The organism is Pseudomonas sp. YuFO20 (assembly GCF_035064975.1).
Lineage (GTDB): Bacteria > Pseudomonadota > Gammaproteobacteria > Pseudomonadales > Pseudomonadaceae > Aquipseudomonas > Aquipseudomonas putida_AE.
Window position 1 is genome coordinate 33,554 of record NZ_JAXDEO010000047.1, and the last position, 17,747, is coordinate 51,300.

The 17,747-nt window shown below is 56.7% G+C and carries 12 protein-coding genes; 5 read left to right on the forward strand and 7 right to left on the reverse strand.

Features of this window, described 5'->3' with window-relative positions; all coding sequences use genetic code 11:
* Positions 1-20: 20 nt before the first annotated feature.
* The 5 genes from SOP85_RS23435 to SOP85_RS23455 form a co-directional block, all read right to left on the reverse strand.
* Positions 21-911 (reverse strand): phospholipase, encoded by an 891-nt coding sequence (locus tag SOP85_RS23435; RefSeq protein ID WP_323628368.1) that lies wholly within the window; start codon positions 909-911, stop codon positions 21-23.
* A 123-nt stretch (positions 912-1,034) separates the two neighbouring features.
* Positions 1,035-2,336: a glycosyltransferase gene (locus SOP85_RS23440; protein WP_323628369.1), complete on the reverse strand. Its 1,302-nt coding sequence runs from the start codon at positions 2,334-2,336 to the stop codon at positions 1,035-1,037.
* A 145-nt stretch (positions 2,337-2,481) separates the two neighbouring features.
* Positions 2,482-5,439, reverse strand: coding sequence for a hypothetical protein (locus SOP85_RS23445; protein ID WP_323628370.1), 2,958 nt, complete (start codon positions 5,437-5,439; stop codon positions 2,482-2,484).
* 114 nt (positions 5,440-5,553) lie between these two features.
* Complete coding sequence (locus SOP85_RS23450) at positions 5,554-6,876, reverse strand: hypothetical protein (RefSeq protein ID WP_323628371.1); 1,323 nt, start codon at positions 6,874-6,876, stop codon at positions 5,554-5,556.
* Positions 6,877-7,101: 225 nt separating this feature from the next.
* The gene (locus tag SOP85_RS23455) at positions 7,102-7,485 is read right to left on the reverse strand and encodes a response regulator (RefSeq protein WP_323607898.1); all 384 of its coding nucleotides are present in this window, start codon (positions 7,483-7,485) and stop codon (positions 7,102-7,104) included.
* Positions 7,486-7,746: 261 nt separating this feature from the next.
* Here SOP85_RS23455 and SOP85_RS23460 point away from each other — a divergent pair, with 261 nt between their 5' ends.
* The 5 genes from SOP85_RS23460 (at position 7,747) to SOP85_RS23480 (ending at position 14,288) form a co-directional block, all read left to right on the forward strand.
* Positions 7,747-11,235, forward strand: coding sequence for a response regulator (locus SOP85_RS23460; protein WP_323607899.1), 3,489 nt, complete (start codon positions 7,747-7,749; stop codon positions 11,233-11,235).
* The gene (locus SOP85_RS23465; protein WP_323628373.1) at positions 11,235-12,068 is read left to right on the forward strand and encodes a CheR family methyltransferase; all 834 of its coding nucleotides are present in this window, start codon (positions 11,235-11,237) and stop codon (positions 12,066-12,068) included. Before SOP85_RS23460 ends, SOP85_RS23465 begins: the two co-directional genes overlap by 1 nt.
* Positions 12,065-12,658 (forward strand): chemotaxis protein CheB, encoded by a 594-nt coding sequence (locus SOP85_RS23470; RefSeq protein ID WP_323628375.1) that lies wholly within the window; start codon positions 12,065-12,067, stop codon positions 12,656-12,658. Before SOP85_RS23465 ends, SOP85_RS23470 begins: the two co-directional genes overlap by 4 nt.
* Entirely contained in the window at positions 12,652-13,833 is a 1,182-nt protein-coding gene (locus SOP85_RS23475) for a hybrid sensor histidine kinase/response regulator (RefSeq protein ID WP_274075814.1), read from the forward strand. The genes SOP85_RS23470 and SOP85_RS23475 overlap by 7 nt, the downstream gene beginning before the upstream one ends.
* 77 nt (positions 13,834-13,910) lie before the next feature.
* On the forward strand, positions 13,911-14,288 hold the full coding sequence (locus tag SOP85_RS23480) for a response regulator (protein WP_274075813.1): 378 nt from the start codon (positions 13,911-13,913) through the stop codon (positions 14,286-14,288).
* A gap of 107 nt (positions 14,289-14,395) precedes the next feature.
* Here the strand turns inward: SOP85_RS23480 and SOP85_RS23485 are convergent, their stop codons facing one another.
* Both SOP85_RS23485 and SOP85_RS23490 read right to left on the reverse strand, forming a co-directional pair.
* Positions 14,396-16,066, reverse strand: a complete 1,671-nt coding sequence (locus SOP85_RS23485) for a response regulator (RefSeq protein ID WP_323628376.1) — start codon at positions 16,064-16,066, stop codon at positions 14,396-14,398.
* Positions 16,063-17,565, reverse strand: a complete 1,503-nt coding sequence (locus SOP85_RS23490; protein WP_323628378.1) for an ATPase domain-containing protein — start codon at positions 17,563-17,565, stop codon at positions 16,063-16,065. The genes SOP85_RS23485 and SOP85_RS23490 overlap by 4 nt, the downstream gene beginning before the upstream one ends.
* Positions 17,566-17,747: the final 182 nt, after the last annotated feature.

Consider the following 17,747-nt stretch of genomic DNA (forward strand, 5'->3'; position numbering starts at 1 on the left):
CGGGCGAATAGGCCAGGGCGTTATGTGGATAGAGGTCGCGACAACAGGGCGCTGCCATAAACGGCCTTCATGCTCGTGGCACTCCAGCAATAACGCACGATGTTGGACTCTTCGAAGAAGTCGAGGTTGATGATGCTGCAGCGTGTGACCCAGTCGCGTGTTGGGTTGAACCAGTCGTTGATCTCGTCCTTGATCTTCTGCGGCCCGCCCAAAAAGCCATAGCTGGTGGCTGACAACGACCAGAGGAACGATGTGAAAGGTACGGATGCCAGCGTGCTGGAGATGTGGCGCTTCAGGTCCCGGGTATCGGCAAAGGACATGCCGCTCCACTTGTGGGTGATGGAAGGCCAGAAATAATCATCGTCCAGCTCGCGGACGACAGGTGCTGCCAATATCACCCTTCGTCGAGTGCTGGTGCGCATGAGCTCGGCCACCGTTTTAGTGGCGTCGCCAGGGGGGATGATGCGTTGTCCGAGACGCCTTATCAGCAGGTCACTCAGCTTTTTATGGGCAAAATACTTCTGGCCGTCGCCCAACTGATGAAAGTCGAACACGATGAACTCGTCAGGATTCTGATCAAGGAAAGCTGTTGTTGCGTCGATCAATTCATCGAGGGTGCGATGGGACTGGTGACCATTGTGATGGAAGTAGAAGACAGGTTGGTCGAGACCTTCGGTATAGCCAAGTCGAATATCAAACACCCGCGCGCCTTTTGACAATTGCCAGGTAAACGAATCGTTTTGGCAAGTGGTCCAGTTGCCGACGACGACTTCGTAGTTGGGGGCTTGTTTGTCCATGCCGGCGTTATGGGCGCCTGGCCAGACAATGTCAGTCAGTTTCAGGCGTTCGATTTCGAGGCAGTTACTCATCCATCTGTTGGTGTCCAGAGCCCCTCTTTCAGATTGTGTCATTGTCATTCCTTGTGGTTTATTCCACCCCTGCCTTGGGGTGGAGAATAATAAATGGCAGCCATTTATAACCATGTTCAATGGCTGCAACCAACCAAGGCTTGATGCAAGAAATGTCTTTTGCTGTCAGCTATCTGCCTTGTGGCGATTCTTGGCTTCAATCCATTGCGCCATGTATTGGGTACTCTTGTGCTGATGATGACGCAGCATACTGCCGGTAAAGTTGTCTCTTCTGATGGCCGCCAGGTGTCGGCGGCAATCTTCGAGCCGTGCGATCAGTGCCGGGCCATGAATACGTGGCTGATAACGACTCGCCAGCAAGTCCAGGCCCAGGGCCTGGGCGCTGAGCCACTGCGCCTTGTCCTGGTAAAGCTCAACGGCACTGTCGGCAAAGGACCGGGCAGTGCGGGTGATCGCCCCCGGCCAGGGTTCGTCTGCGTGCATGGCTTCGGCGCCGACGGGCGTGGTGACATTTGGCGTGCCACAGAGCATTGCATCGACAATCTTGCCTTTGATGCCCGCGCCAAAACGCAACGGCGCCATGCACACCCGCGCCGCCGACATCACTTGCAAGGCGTCTTCAGCCCAGTTCATCACATGAAACCCCTGTGCCGCGTTATGCAGCGCGGTGGCCTTGGGCGGTGTGTAGGCGCCGTAGATGTGCAGCTGTGCAGCGGGTAATTGCTGGCGAATCATTGGCCAAATGGTGGTTTTCAACCAGAGCACCGCATCCCAATTGGGGGCATGGCGAAAATTGCCGATGTGAATAAAGTGCGCCCGGTCTTCGAACGGCGCAGGCGCATGGGTGGGCAGGTCCACCATCAACGGGCACCAATGCAGCAAGCTGCGCGGCAGCTTGAAGTGCTCGACCAGCAACTCGATCTCCACTTCGGAGATCATCAGGTTCAAGTCGCAACGATAGATCGCGGCGATTTCCCGCTTGGCCACGTCGGTCACGGCCATGAATTCGAACTCCTGGCGCAGCGCCGGCGCAAACAGATCGTTGAAGTCATTGTCATCGACGCTGCCCTTCAACCGATCCTTGAGCCGTTGATGACGGGCATGGCGCAGGCTTTGCAAATCCTGGGTCCCCAGCACGCGCAAGGCATTCGGGCAGTGCGTTTCGACCCGCCAGCCGAATTGTTCTTCCATCATGAATTGTTCGAACAGCACGATATCCGGGGCCAGTTCGCTGATGAATCGGTCGAAACTGCTGTCGTTCAGCTCGATCGGTACTTCACGAATGCCCAGCACCGTCAGGTCTTCCTGATGCTCGCCAGCCCCGGCGGGGCTGCTGAAGGTGACGTCCCAGCCCTGTTGCAGGAAAGCCCCGAGCAGTTGCATCACATAACCACCGGCCGCAGAAGAGCGAGGCTCGGGCCAGACGTAACCAATGACCAGGATTTTGGTTGCGCGGGGCTGATTCATGATTGCGAATTCCTTGATGCGGCCAGGGGCGGGGGAAAAAACGCGCGCATTAAACCACAGCCGGCGAACAGGAGACGGATAGCTGAGCTGACGAAGGGCAGCGCCCTTGATGTGCACCGCCCGTCGACGTCGCTGTTGGGTCAAGTCACACGTATGGACTCACTCCGCTTATCTCCCGGAAATTGGTGATCTTCCCGCCTCTGGCCCGATTGGAATTAAGTGAGAGTTGGTACCAGTTGTTCGCTGTGTTGCAGATCAGTACATCCGTTGCTTGAGAAAGCTCGCCAATATCCCCCAGGCGGGCAGCTTTCACATCTGCAATATTCAAGGACTTTGCCGCGTTAAATGCATCGAGCGTTCCGCTTACGGATCGAATTTGTCGGGTGGCTTTGCCGGAGGTCTTGATGCCTTGACCCGTGATGAGCAACACGCCATTTTTGCTAATCTTCCCGCCCTTTTTCAAGAGGCTCGGGATGCCATCCAGTGGGTTAATCAGACTCAACGCAAAATTGCCACTGAGCCTGACCAGTTTTACCGATTTTGAAAGAAGGCTACCCGACTTCAAAGCGACGCTGGCAAATTTAGAGGCGACGCCTGCTACAGAGCCAACAACCGCCAGCGCGTCCAGTGCGCATCCAAAAATTCCGGATGCTTCACGGTCAGGGTCAGCCGAAGTCAGATCTTCGATACAGCCCTTGAACGGAATAATCAAATTGAGAACCAGGTCTATATTGTCTTTTGTATTCTTTCGCGCAGCTTCAAGGGGAGCTATGCCATAACCGGCATCGAAAAGTTCATTGTATGTGGCCGGTGGGAAGTGTGAAAGTATTCGCGCTACAGTGCTGCTTGTTCTTTGCGAGAAGAAAGTTTCAAGTTGGCTCCTGGTGTGCGGGGCGTGTTGTGGGGTTTCGTTGGATTCCCATAATTTCTCGACCACCAATTTACCGGTGGCGTTTTTAACGGGTGCCGTGCCCTTGATATAGGCGTTTATATCCAAAGGCCAATCAAGGGCTTGCGTCTGCCATTGCAATCGGTCTTTATCAGTATTGATGCTAGGCTCGAAATATTCAATGGAAGTAGTCAGGAAAATATCGCCAAGATCCTGTCGGCTGTAGCATTCGGCTCGCAGGGTAAATAGTTCATAATAATATTTTTGAAAGTCGTGTTCAGCGCAGATGATCACGCCATAGCGCCCTCTGTATTTGTCTCTCAATCGTTGTGTCTCATGTGTTGCGTGATCGGAGAATTTTTCGCGGACTGTATAAAAGGTCAGGGCACCATATTCCAGGCGAATTCGATCTGTCTCGGGGATTTTTGATAAGGCGAGCTTTAATGCTGTGGATGTTCCTTGTTGTATTTTTTTGAAGTAGTCGTCGAATGTCTTGGCGTATAGAGTCTGGATGTTTTGAAGCATGTAAAAATAAGGTTGGGCTAATTTCAGTCCGTCATGGTAGTCAAGAGTAAAGATGTCTGCGGACATATGGGTTCCCGTCCAGCCCTTATGCATCAAGTCTCCTGACATAAACAACTCATGAATCGATATTGCCTTGCTCCTTGGAAGGTCCTTGTGGCCGTAACGTTTGTCGGTCAGGTATTCACCATCCGGCAAGGCTCTTTTAAGTTCGGCCAAGGCGACTTCTTCGCGCGTAGGAAGGGGGGTGTTTATGGCATTGCTGCATTGCTCCAGGGCCTCGGTGTATTGGTTGTAATGAGTCTCGGCGGTGCAGAAGTTTTCAACGGTGTATTCACCGTCAGGACTGTAGGGAAAAAGGCCGTTCACTGCGCCCCAATTAAGCATGTGTGTTATCACGCCGAGCCCGAATAGTTGCTCGAGTTGCTGATCGAAGGGCCCCAGGTCGGCGTAAGACTGTATTTGGTCATAAGTCATGCCCCGCGATGAACCTGGGGCAATGATCTCAACTTTTGCGACAGCAAAGGTATGCATGACCCACGCCGGGGAACTGATTGTCATGCTGTCCGGAATTTCGTTTACCAGGAATTCAGGTGCCTCGTCAGCCACTAGAAGATACGCGGCGAGGGGCGATGCTTTAGCAAGAACAATATTATTGGCAACAAGATGCTCTTCCAGGTTCAGCAAGATTTGAGTGGGGTGTAGATCCGCATTGGCCGGTTGGTAAAGCTCGTAGCCCTGCACACGACCTTTGCTTTCAATTTCACCTATATTCGGATCGATGTTCAGTATGATAGCTGCGATGAGGAGTTGTCGGAGATCCTCATGGCTGGAGAGTTCATCCGAGTCGGTGCCGTACCACTCTAACGCTACAAGGCAGTCTTGCGCGAGATTCATGCCGATCATGCCTTCCATGAACTCGTTGATGTATCGATCCGGGTCGACTTTCAAATCGACTTGTGAATTTTTGTTTTGCTCGACCAGGCTGTTGAGTAATTGGCCTGTTTCACTTAGTTCATACGTTGCCGTTGTGTTTATGATTTTTTCGCGCTGGACAAGCGATAATGCATTTGGGGAAATTTCCGGGTCTTTTAGAATCTCATAATAGTTTCCTGTGCCTGATAATGCAGGGCGTTCTTTGTTGAAAAAGTCCGTGAGGTTTGCAAGTTGCTGCGCCGTGGACGGCAGAGGATGCCCATAAAATCTGATCCACTGCTCTACGTTGATTTCGTCGGAACTGTAAATGAAGCCGCCCGCGTTTTTCGCGTATTCACTGAGCTCCTCCAGGTGTCGATTGAGGATTTCATTCTCCTTGAGAAGGTCATCGATCTGCATGGGGGTGTCGTCAATCATGACGTGTAGCTCTTTGTGCGAGTTGCACACGTAGATGGCGGATTCGGGCAGGCTCGATAATTCATTCAGGCGATTGAATTCGTCGCTGTTCAATAAATCGTTCAGTTTCGCTTGCCCCGCACGTTGAGCTATTTCTAAAGAGCTTCCAGGGGTGGCAGGGATAAGCAAGTTGCACAGTTTGAACTCGGCGTTTACATCGGGAAGGTCATTCACATAACCCTCCAGCGACTCAGTGATGAAATTTTTTTCCAGTTTGTTTACCGTCATTAAGGCATCGATATCGGATTTTAAATTATCAATAGTCGATGTTTTGCGGAAGTCGTATTCAAGGGTGTTCATCAATAAATCCTTTTTTTGATGATTTCACAACAGGGCGCGAGTCTGTGAAGATAGCTGGGTAATTGTTTTGCAGGAGGTTCTGGGGTTTCGATGCTCAAAGGGTCAGCTGGATATTCATCTGCGAGGGGCTTTAAGTCGATCAGCAAGTACGCCTTTGACCTTGTCGAGCAACTGGTCGATGGGCACCAGGTCGGCATAAGACTGTACTTGGTCATAGGTCATGTCCCGCGATGATCCCGGGGAAATGATTTCGATTTTTGCGACAGTAATACTATGCGCGACCCATCCAGGCGAGCTGATGGTCATACTGCCCGGAATATTTTTCACAAGGAATTCAGGTGCCTCGTCAGCCATTAGAATATAGGCGGCAAGGGGCGCTGCTTTAGCGAGAATAAGATTATTGGCGACAAGATGCTCTTCCAGGTTCAGCAAGATTTGAGTGGGGTGCAGGTCCGCATTTTTGGGTTGGTAAATTTCATAACCCTGCACGCGACCTTTGCTTTGCACCTCACCCATGTTCGGATCAATGTTCAAAACGATCGCTGCCATGAGGAGTTGTTGCAGATCCTCTTTGCGGGGTGGCTCATCCACGTCGCTGCCGTACCAGCCTAACGCTTCAATGCTGTCCTGCGCGACATTCATACCGATCATGCCTTTCATGAACGCGTCAATACATTCAGCCAAGTCCAGTTTCTCGTTGACCAGCGTGTTCTGGTAATGTACGAAAAGGCTATTCAAGAGTTGGCCTGTGCCACCCAGCCCAAACGCTGTCGTTATGTTCCTGATTGTTTCGCGCTGAACGAGAGACAATGCAGTCGGGGAGATTTGCGGGTCCTTGAGTATCTCGTAATATTTTCCCGTTCCAGATAATGCAGGGCGTCCTTTCTGGAAAACAACCATGAGGTGGGCAAGTTGCTGGGCCGTGGAGGGCAGAGGATACCCATAAAATCTGATCCACTGCTCTACGTTGATCTTGCCAGCGCTGTAAATGGAGCCACCCGCGTTGGTCGCGTATTCACTGAGTTCATCCAGGTGTCGGTTGAGAGTTTCATTCTCCTTGAGAAGGTCATCGATTTGCATGGGCGTGTCGTCAATCACGACGTGAAGCTCTTTGTTCGAGTTGCACACGTAGCTGGCGGATTCGGGAAGGCTGGATAACTCCTCCAGGCTCATGAACTCGTTGCTTTCCAGCAGGTCGTTCAGTTTGGCTTGGCCCGCACGTTGAGCTAACTCCAGAGCGCTTCCCGGGGTGGTAGAAATAAGCAGGTTGCTTAGTTTGAATTCGACGTTTGCATCGGGGAGGTCATTGACATATCCCTCCAGCGACTCAATGATGAGGTTTTTTTCTAACCTGTTTGCCTCCAGCAAGGCATCGATGTCGGATTTTAAATTTTCAATAGTCGATGTCTTGCGAAAATCATATTTAAGAGTGTTCATCAATAAATCCTTTTGTTGATGATCTCGCAGGCGAGCGCGAGTCTGTGGAGATAACCGGGTAGGACGGTTTGCAGGGTGTTTGTGATCGTTCAGTTGCAGAGTAGGGCCGGCGATATTGAATTTGCCAGAGGGTATGTTGTGCTTTTTGTTTCTTGCGGGGAGTTGGTTTTCAAGGCGGCCAGGTTTCTGGCCGGCTATGGCAATGCTTATAAATAAATGGGGTATTCATTTGGGCAGGGTTGTAAGCGGCTCAGCCAGTATACCTTTAACCTTGTCGCGCAACTGATCGATGGAAAAGGGTTTGCCAATCAGGTGCATGCCATCCGGAACATCGATATTTTCTGCATATCCACTGGCGAACAGGATGGGCAGGGCGGGGCGCAGGGTGCGCGTTTCAATGGCCAGCTCGCGGCCGTCCATGCCCGGAAGACCGACATCGGTCATCATCAGGTCAATGTGCTGGCCCATGTCCTTGATCAGCTCCAGCGCCTGTTCGCTGCCATCTGCTTCAAGCACCTTGAACTCCAGCTCCTCCAGCACGTCGACAATCAACATGCGCACGATGGCATCGTCTTCGACGACCAGGATGGTGGGGGCGTTGGTGATCATGATGGCGCTCTCGAAAGGGTGGTTAGGTTTTCGGCCGATCAAAATCGCCGGCTCTCTTGCATGAGTAAGTGACGGATCCCGACAAGTTCCCCATGGGCTATAAAAAGAATGGCGGCATACGCCTGGGCAAAGGATAACCGCTGTGCAGGCGCGGCAGCAGTGGAATGTGGGATTTTGCGCCCATCGCTGTGAGAAAATTCGATCATTACGTCAGTTTTGGGGCAAACTCCTTGGTTTTCATCGGTTCAACAAGGCTTAACTATGACCTCTGAGTCTTCGGTTGATGAGCAGCGATTCCGTAAGCTCCTGAGTCGCAACATCAGCCTGCCGCTGGGCGTCGGCGCCATCAGTGCGGTTTTCTTCGTGTCGCTGATCACCTATCTGCTGTCGACCATCCAGTGGGTCGAACACACGGACCGGGTGATCAATAACGCCAATGAGGCGGTCAAGCTGACGGTCGATCTGGAAACCGGCATGCGCGGTTTCCTGCTCACCAGCGATGACAAGTTCCTTGAACCCTATGAAACGGCCAAGCCGCGCATCGAGGTCGTGCTCAAGACCCTGCTCGAGCTGACCGCCGACAACCCGGTCCAGACTGACCGCTTGCACAGGCTGGAGTCCTTGCAGCAGGAGTGGGCCGGTTACGCGCAATCGATGATCGAACTGCAGCGCGCCAACGGTGACTACCGCGGGGCGGTCAGGACCGGGAAAGGCAAGCGCCTGACCGATGAGATCCGCAAGCAGTACGAAGACGTGATCGACATGGAGCAGCAGTTGCGCGCCACGCGCAACGAGGAAGTGCGTCGTACCACGATCTGGAGCATCACCCTTTATCTGTTGTTCATTGCCGCTATCAGCGCATTGCTGGCGTACATCGGTCGTCGCGATCTGGTCAATCTGTCGCAAAGCTACACGGCGACCCTGGCGGCGCAACAGGCCAGTGCCCACCGGCTGGAGCAACAGGCCTGGCTGCGCAACGGCCAGACCCAACTGGCCGAACAAGTGCTGGGGCAACTGTCGCTGAACCTGCTGGGGCGCAACATCCTGCAGTTCTGCGCGCAGTACTTGGGCACTGCCGTGGCGGCCATTTATGTACGCGAAGAACACGGCGGTCTGCGCCGCGTGGCGTCCTATGGGTTTTCCCGTGAGCAGCAGGAGCGTGAGCAGCAGATCTACAGCGACGAAGGCATTGTCGGCCAGGTGGCGCAACAGGGCCGCCTGATTCGCCTGGACGATGTGCCCAGCGACTATTTCAAGGTCAGTTCCGGTCTCGGCGAAGGCTTGCCGCGCAGCGTGCTGGTGGTGCCGACCAGCGACGACGACCGGATCAACGGCGTGATCGAATTGGGCTTCCTGCGCCCGCTGACCGAGCGGGACATCGATCTGCTGGAGCTCATCGCCGGCAATATCGGCACCTCGATCGAGGCTGCGCGTTATCGCCAGCGCTTGCAGGAGGTGTTGGCCGAAACCCAGCAGCTCAACGAAGAACTGCAGGTGCAGCAGGAAGAACTCAAGACCGCCAACGAAGAGCTTGAAGAGCAGTCAAGGATTCTCAAGGAATCCCAGGCCCATCTGGAAACCCAGCAGGTCGAGCTGGAACAGACCAACGAACAGCTCGCCGAACAGGCGCAGGTACTGGCCGACCAACGCGACGCCATGGACCTGAAGAATACCGAGCTCAATCAGGCCCAGACCCAGCTCGAAGAGCGTGCCGAAGAATTGCAGCGTTCGAGCAAGTACAAGTCCGAATTCCTTGCCAACATGTCCCACGAGCTGCGCACGCCGTTGAACAGCTCACTGATCCTGGCCAAGTTGCTGGCGGAAAACCCGCAGGAAAACCTCAGTGCCGAACAGGTCAAGTTCGCCGAGTCGATCTACTCGGCCGGCAACGACTTGCTTAACCTGATCAACGACATTCTCGATATTTCCAAGGTCGAAGCCGGCAAACTGGAGATACGCCCGGAAAACACCAGCGTTGCGCGCCTGGTGGACGGCTTGCGCGGCATGTTCCAGCCCCTGGCGGCGGACAAGCAACTGGAGTTTGCGGTCGAGTTGCAGGACGGCGCGCCATTGATGATGTATACCGACCGCCAGCGCGTGGAGCAGGTGATCAAGAATCTGCTCTCAAACGCCGTGAAGTTCACTGAGCGAGGCCGAGTCAGCCTGACCGTGAGCGCGGCGCCGAACAACGGCATAGCCTTTATTGTCAGCGATTCGGGGATCGGCATTGCCGACGATCAACAGGAAATCATTTTCGAAGCCTTTCGCCAGGCCGACGGCACCACCAATCGTCGTTATGGCGGGACAGGCCTGGGCCTGTCGATTTCCCGCGACCTGGCCGCGCTGCTCGGCGGCTCGATCAACGTCACCAGCACGCCGGGGCAGGGCAGCGCGTTCAGCCTGATCCTGCCGCTGCAATATGTCGAACCGGGCGAGGAGCCCGTCGAGCCGATGCGTGCCTCGCCGACCCACACGAGCACCCGGGTTGCGCCCGTCGCGATAGCGCAGGCACCGGTCCAGGAGATCGCGCGTTTCAACGATGACCGTCTCAAGGCACCTTTCGACGTGCGCTGTATCCTGGTGGTGGAGGACGAGCCGAATTTTGCCCACATCCTCTATGACCTCGCCCATGAACTGGGTTACCAGTGCCTGGTGGCCCACGGCGCCGACGAAGGCTACGACCTGGCCCGGCAATTCGTTCCGGATGCCATTCTGCTGGACATGCGCCTGCCGGACCATTCCGGGCTGACCGTGTTGCAACGCCTCAAGGAGCACGCCGAGACCCGGCATATTCCGGTGCATGTGATTTCCGTCGAAGACCGGGTCGAAGCCGCGATGCACATGGGCGCCATCGGTTATGCGGTCAAGCCGACCACCCGCGAAGAACTCAAGGAGGTGTTTGGGCGCCTGGAAGCCAAGCTGACCCAGAAGGTCAAGCGCGTGCTGCTGGTCGAGGACGACGATCTGCAACGCGACAGCATCTCCCGGCTGATCGGCGATGAAGACATAGAAATCACCGCCGTTGGCCTGGCGCAGGATGCCCTGGCACTGCTGCGCACCACCGTGTTCGATTGCATGATCATCGACCTCAAGCTGCCGGACATGCTCGGCAACGATCTGCTCAAGCGCATGTCCACCGAGGACATCTGCTCGTTCCCGCCGGTGATTGTCTATACCGGGCGCAACCTGACCCGGGACGAAGAGGCCGAACTGCGCAAGTATTCGCGCTCGATCATCATCAAGGGCGCGCGTTCCCCCGAGCGCCTGCTGGACGAAGTGACACTTTTTCTGCACAAAGTCGAATCACGGTTGTCCCATGACCGGCAGAAGATGCTCAAGACCGCCCGCAGCCGCGACAAGGTGTTCGAGGGGCGCAAGGTGCTGCTGGTGGACGACGATGTTCGCAACATCTTTGCCCTCACCAGTGCGCTGGAGCAAAAGGGCGCCGTCGTGGTCATCGGCCGAAACGGTCGTGAAGCGATCGAGCGATTGAATGAATTCGAAGACATCGATCTGGTGTTGATGGACGTGATGATGCCGGAAATGGATGGTTTCGAAGCCACCACCTTGATCCGCAAAGAGCCGCGCTGGCGCAAGCTGCCGATCATCGCGGTGACGGCCAAGGCCATGAAGGACGATCAGGAGCGCTGCCTGCAGGCCGGCGCCAACGATTACCTGGCCAAGCCCATCGACCTCGATCGCCTGTTTTCGCTGATTCGTGTGTGGTTACCGAAGATGGAACGCATTTAGTGGAGCGTGATTATTCAGGTGAGCGCAGCAGCGAAATCGAACTGCGCTTGTTGATCGAGGCGATCTACCTCAAGTACAGCTACGATTTTCGCGATTACTCCGGCGCATCGATCAAGCGTCGGGTGGCGCACGCGTTGAGCCAGTTCGAATGCAAGACCATCTCGGCGTTGCAGGAAAAGGTCCTGCACGATCCGACGGCGTTCATGCAGCTGCTGCAACTGCTGACGATCCCGGTCAGTGAAATGTTTCGCGATCCTTCGCACTTCCTCGCCATCCGCCGCGAGGTGGTGCCGTTGCTCAAGACTTACCCGTCGATCAAGATCTGGATCGCCGGGTGCAGCACCGGTGAAGAAGTCTATTCGATGGCCATCCTGCTGCGCGAAGAAGGCCTGCTCGAACGCACCATCATCTACGCCACCGACATCAATCCGCGCTCGCTGGAAAAAGCCAAGCAGGGGATTTTCTCCATGGAGAATGTCCGCGCCTACACTTCCAACTACCAGCAGGCCGGGGGCCAGTGCTCCTTCGCCGACTACTACACGGCGGCCTATGGGTACGCGATTTTCGACAAGTCGTTGTGCGAAAACGTCACCTTCGCCGATCACAGCCTGGCAACGGACAGTGTGTTTTCAGAAACTCAATTAATTTCATGTCGCAATGTATTGATTTATTTCAATAAAAAACTACAGGATCGCGCCTTCGGGTTGTTTCATGAGTCGCTTTGCCACCGTGGTTTCCTGGTGCTGGGCAGCAAGGAAACCCCGGATTTTTCGGCCTTCGGCAACCAGTTCGAGCCGTTGGTCAAACAAGAACGGATCTATCGCAAAACATGAACAGTGCAACGGGCTTACCTTCCATTGAAGCGATTGTGATCGGTGCGTCGGCCGGCGGGGTAGAGGCGCTGCTGAACATCCTCGGCCCCCTGCGTGAGGGGTTCGCATTGCCGATCATCGTGGTCCTGCACCTGCCGGACGAGCGCCGCAGCCATTTGGCGGAAGTTTTCGCCCGGCGTGTGTCGCTGCCGGTCCTGGAAGCCCGGGACAAGACCCCGGTCGAAGCCGGGACCCTGTATTTCGCCACGCCTGGGTATCACTTGTCGGTTGAACGGGACCGCAGCTTTTCCTTGAGCCTGGAGGACCGAGTGCATTATTCGCGGCCAGCCATCGATTATCTGTTCGAATCGTCCGCCGATGCCTACGGTCCGACCCTGGCCGCGGTGTTGCTGACCGGCGCCAACCAGGATGGCGCGCGAGGCTTGTCCCAGGTCAAGCAGCGTGGCGGGCTGACCATCGTCCAGGACCCGGAGGACGCCCAGGTCGCGACCATGCCCCAGGCGGCGCTGGATATTCTGCAACCCGACCACCTACTCACCCTACGCGGCATCGGCCGTTTGCTTGTCGAGCTGGAAAGAATCGCATGCTAAGTAATATTCAGGCCAAACTGCTGATCGTCGACGATCTGCCGGAAAATCTGCTGGCGCTCGAAGCGCTGATCGCCCGTGAAGACCGTCTGGTCTACAAGGCGCTGTCTGCCGATGAGGCCTTGTCGCTGCTGTTGCAACACGAATTCGCGATGGCCATCCTCGACGTGCAGATGCCCGGCATGAATGGCTTCGAGCTGGCCGAGTTGATGCGCGGTACGGAAAAGACCCGGAACATCCCGATCGTGTTCGTCAGCGCCGCCGGTCGCGAATTGAACTACGCGTTCAAGGGCTACGAAAGCGGCGCCGTCGACTTCCTGCACAAACCCCTCGATATCCAGGCGGTCAAGAGCAAGGTCAACGTCTTCGTCGACCTTTACCGCCAGAGCAAGGCCATGAAACAACAGGTCGAAGCGCTGGAGCGCAGCCGCCGCGAGCAGGAAGCGCTGCTCCAGCAGTTGCAGAGTACCCAGCTGGAGCTGGAGCAGGCGGTGCGCATGCGCGATGATTTCATGTCCATCGTTGCCCATGAGGTGCGCACGCCGCTCAATGGCCTGATTCTCGAAACCCAGTTGCGCAAGATGCACCTGGCCCGGGACAACGCCGCGGCGTTTACCCTCGACAAGATGCACGCCATGGTCGATCGCGACGAACGGCAGATCAAAAGCCTGATCCGCCTGATCGAAGACATGCTGGATGTGTCACGCATCCGCACCGGCAAGTTGTCGATCCGCCCCACACACTTCGACCTGGCGGCGCTGGCTCGGGGTTTGGTACAGAATTTCGCCCCGCAGATCGAGGCCGCCGAGGCGTCGGTCAGTCTTGACGCCGAGCAACCGGTGATGGGCGATTGGGATGAATTTCGCATTGAACAGGTGATTTCCAACCTGCTGACCAACGCCTTGCGTTATGGCGCCAAGAGCCCGATCAGCCTTAAGGTGTACAGTGAGAACGGTGAGGCACGGGTCGAAGTCCGTGATAGCGGAATCGGCATCAGTGAAGAGAACCAACAGCGAATTTTCCAGCAATTCGAGCGCGTCTCGGCCAACCATGTTGCCGCCGGGCTGGGCCTGGGGTTGTTTATTTCCGAACAGATAGTTGCCGCCCATGGCGGCACCATTACCGTCGAAAGCCGGATTGGCGAAGGCGCCCTGTTTCGCGTTTGTCTGCCGCTGTAGGAAAACAGCCAGATAAACGCAACCTCTGATCGACCCCACGGTCGTATCAGCAGCTATTGACCGAACAAAGGCTTCCCATGAGTGAAGATGCACAAGATGTAGTCCTCGTCGTCGAGGACGATCCCTCTATCCTGATGGTGCTCTCGGCCTACCTGTCGGGGGAGGGCTACCGGGTCCTGCAGGCCGAAAACGGCGAGCAGGCCTTTGAGATCCTCGCCAGCAAGCCGCACCTGGACATGATGATCACCGACTTCCGCCTGCCGGGCGGGATCTCCGGCGTGCAGATCGCCGAGCCCGCGGTGAAGCTGCGACCCGAACTCAAGGTGATTTTCATCAGCGGCTACGCCCAGGAAATCCGCGAGACGGACAGCCCGATCACGCGCAAGGCACCGATTCTGGAGAAGCCCTTCGATCTCGACCGTTTGCAGGAAATGATGCAGGAAATGCTGTCGTAGGAGCTGCCGAAGGCTGCGATCTTTTGACCTTGCTTTTTAAAGATCAAGATCAAAAGATCGCAGCCTGCGGCAGCTCCTACACAGGGAGTGGTGTGTTCTGAACGGGATCAGGCGCGAATCATCTCCTGCACCTTGGCCGTCAACAGGTCGAAGGTGAATGGCTTGGTGATCATCTGCATGCCCGGATCGAGGAACCCGCCGCGCACCGCCGCGTGCTCGGCATACCCGGTGATGAACAGGACCCTCAGGTCCGGCCGCAGCTGCCGGCCGATTTCCGCCAGTTGCCGGCCGTTCATGCCGGGCAGGCCGACGTCGCTGATCAACAGGTCGATGCGCTGGGTCGAGTCGAGAATCGGCATTGCCGTGTCGGCATCGCAGGCCTCGACGAAGGCATAGCCCAAGTCGCCCAGCACGTTGCTGACCAATTGCCGCACCGCCGGATCGTCCTCGACGATCAGCACGGTCTCGCCGTTTTGCGCGTAGGGAGGATGTTCCGTGTCGATCGGCTGGTCCTCGGGCAGGTCTCCGCCAAAACGCGGCAGATACAGGTTAACCGTGGTGCCTGTGCCGACTTCGCTATTAATGGCGACATGCCCGCCCGATTGTTTGCTGAAGCCATAGATCATCGACAACCCGAGGCCGGTGCCCTGGCCAATGGGCTTGGTGGTAAAGAACGGGTCGAAGGCTCGATTGATCGTACTTTGCGGCATGCCGCAGCCATTGTCGGTGACGCTCAGTACCACGTAGTCGCCGGGCTTGAGGTTGCCGTGGGGCTGGGTGAATTCGGCGTCCAGGTGGCGGTTGGAGGTCTGCACCAGCAGTTTTCCGCCATTGGGCATGGCGTCGCGGGCATTGATGACCAGGTTGAGCAGGGCGCTTTCCAGTTGATTGGGGTCGGCTTCGGCGACCCACAGCTGCTCGTCCAACTGCATGTCCAGGTGAATGCTTTCGTTGATGCTGCGCTGCAACAGTTCGCCCATGGACACCACCAGGGTGTTCATCTGCACGGGCTTGGAATCGAGCGACTGGCGCCGGGAAAACGCCAGCAGCCGGTGGGTCAGGCTCGCGGCGCGGTTGGCCGAAGTCACGCCGAGGTCGATCAGGCTGTCGAGATCCTCGGTGCGCCCCCGGGCCAGGCGTCGGCGCAACAGTTCCAGGCTGCCGATGATGCCGGTCAGCATGTTGTTGAAGTCATGGGCGATGCCACCGGTGAGTTGGCCGACCGCTTCCATTTTTTGCGACTGACGCAACACTTCCTCGTTGTGGCGCAGTTGTGCGGTGCGCTCTTCGACCTGCTGCTCCAGGGTCTCGAGGGTATTTTGCAGGCGCAGCTCGCTTTGGCTCAGGTCCACCAGCCGATCCCTGGCTTCATATTGTCGTCGGCGTCCGCGCAGGGCGGCGGCGACCATGCTGATCAAGGTTTCCGGGTGGAAGGGCCGTTCCAGGTATGTGACATTGCCCAGGAGGGGGCCAAAGCGTGACGCCGGATTTTGTTCCGGGCCACCGTGGTGGGTCAGCAGCACGATCGGCAAATCGGACCAGGCCGGTTGTTGCTCGATCAGCCCGAGCAGCGGCTCAAGGTCGCTGTGCAGCAAGGCTTCGCTGGACATGAGCAACAAGCCGGCGCCTTGCTCCAGTTCCTGGCAAAGCCCCGGCAGGTCGTTGCTGACGACTCCGGCGAAGCCTGCCTCGTTGAGCAGCATCATGGCGATCTGACTGTCGCGCCCGAGCGGTGCAAGAATGATCGCTCGCTCGGACGTCGCTTCATGGACGATCACGGGCTTTCATCCCCGAGCAGGGGATTGCTCGCGCCCAGGTAGGTTGGCACACCGCGCAACACGCCCTGGAAGGTTTCCAGCGGCTCGCCGATGGTCATGCCGTTGCCATTGATCTTGTATTCGCGGATGGTCGATTCATGGCTGCCGGTGCGTTTCTTGATGATCGAAATGGCTCGCCGTACCTTGCCCAGGGCTTCGAAATAGCGCAACAGGATGACCGTGTCGGCGAGGTAAGTGATGTCCACCGGGGCCTGCATGTCACCGACCAGGCCATGCTGGGCGACCGTCATGAAAGTCGCCGCGCCTTTGCGATTGAGGTACAGCAGCAGCTCGTGCATGTGCAGCACCAGGGCGTTTTCTTCGGGCATCGCCGCTTGATAGCCGTTGATGCTGTCGATCACCACGGTCTTGATGTCACCCTCGTCGACGCAGCGCCGCACCCGGTGGGAAAACTCGCCAGGAGAGAGTTCGGCAGCATCCACTTGCTCGATCAGTAAATTGCCGGTGTCTTGCAAGACTTTCAAGTCGATGCCGATGTTCTTCATGCGTGCGAACAGCAGGCCCAGTTCTTCATCGAAGATGAACAGGGCCGCTTTCTCGCCTCGGGAGACGGCAGCGGCGGCAAAAATCATCGAGATCAACGACTTGCCAGTGCCGGCCGGGCCGAGGATCAGCGTGCTTGAGCCGGTCTCGATGCCGCCGCCGAGCAGCGCATCCATTTCGCGGATGCCGCTGGTCAATTGTTGGCGCAGGTAATCGCCCCGGTGCTCGGCGGCCACCAGGCGGGGGAACACGTGGACGCCGTCGCCCATGATGGTGAAGTCATGAAAACCGCCGCGGTATTTCTGGCCACGGTACTTCACCACGCGAACCCGGCGGCGCTCGGCGCCATAGTTGGGCGTCAGCTCCTCCAGGCGAACCACCCCGTGGGCGACGCTGTGCACGGTCTTGTCCAGGGATTCGGTGGTCAGGTCGTCGAGCAGCAGCACCGTGGCCTCGTAGCGCACGAAGTAGTGCTTGATGGCGAGGATCTGCCGGCGGTAACGCAGCGAGCTTTGCGCCAGCAGGCGAATCTCGGAGAGGCTGTCGAGCACCACGCGGGTTGGCCTGACGCGTTCGACCACTTCAAAAATCTGTTTGGTGGCCTCACCCAGCTCCAGGTCCGATGAATACAGCAGCGATTGCTGGTGCTCGGCCGTCAGCAGGCTTTCGGGAGGCGTCAGTTCGAAGATATGGACATTGTCGTCCAGCTCCCAGCCATGGGAGCGCGCACCCTGGCGCAATTCGCGTTCGGTTTCCGACAGGGTGATGTACAACGAGCGTTCGCCGGCTTTGGCGCCGGCCAACAAAAAGTGCAGGGCGACCGTGGTCTTGCCGGTACCGGGTTCTCCCTCAAGCAAAAACACGTGGCCGCGGGACAGTCCGCCATTGAGGATGTCATCGAGACCATCAATCCCTGTGGCGGCTTTTACGCTGATCAACTCGTTGGATGTAGACAAAAAATGCCCTCTCATGACTAGGGGAAGCGAGGCAGCACGTAAAGCATAGCCGGCTACCTGTTCACTTGACCTTTGGCGGCAATGAGCGTTCAACTTTTTGTAAGGAGATGGCGTTGGGTGTTCGCAACCATTGTAGGAGCCGGCTTGCCGGCGAAGGCGATCTCAAGGACGCCTTCGCCGGC

Coding starts and splice junctions, on each gene's coding strand:
- SOP85_RS23480 (WP_274075813.1), top strand. CDS start 13,911: ATGAGTGAAGATGCACAAGATGTAGTCCTCGTCGTCGAGGACGATCCC.
- SOP85_RS23440 (WP_323628369.1), bottom strand. CDS start 2,336: ATGAATCAGCCCCGCGCAACCAAAATCCTGGTCATTGGTTACGTCTGG.
- SOP85_RS23455 (WP_323607898.1), bottom strand. CDS start 7,485: ATGATCACCAACGCCCCCACCATCCTGGTCGTCGAAGACGATGCCATC.
- SOP85_RS23460 (WP_323607899.1), top strand. CDS start 7,747: ATGACCTCTGAGTCTTCGGTTGATGAGCAGCGATTCCGTAAGCTCCTG.
- SOP85_RS23450 (WP_323628371.1), bottom strand. CDS start 6,876: ATGAACACTCTTAAATATGATTTTCGCAAGACATCGACTATTGAAAAT.
- SOP85_RS23445 (WP_323628370.1), bottom strand. CDS start 5,439: ATGAACACCCTTGAATACGACTTCCGCAAAACATCGACTATTGATAAT.
- SOP85_RS23470 (WP_323628375.1), top strand. CDS start 12,065: ATGAACAGTGCAACGGGCTTACCTTCCATTGAAGCGATTGTGATCGGT.
- SOP85_RS23475 (WP_274075814.1), top strand. CDS start 12,652: ATGCTAAGTAATATTCAGGCCAAACTGCTGATCGTCGACGATCTGCCG.
- SOP85_RS23435 (WP_323628368.1), bottom strand. CDS start 911: ATGACACAATCTGAAAGAGGGGCTCTGGACACCAACAGATGGATGAGT.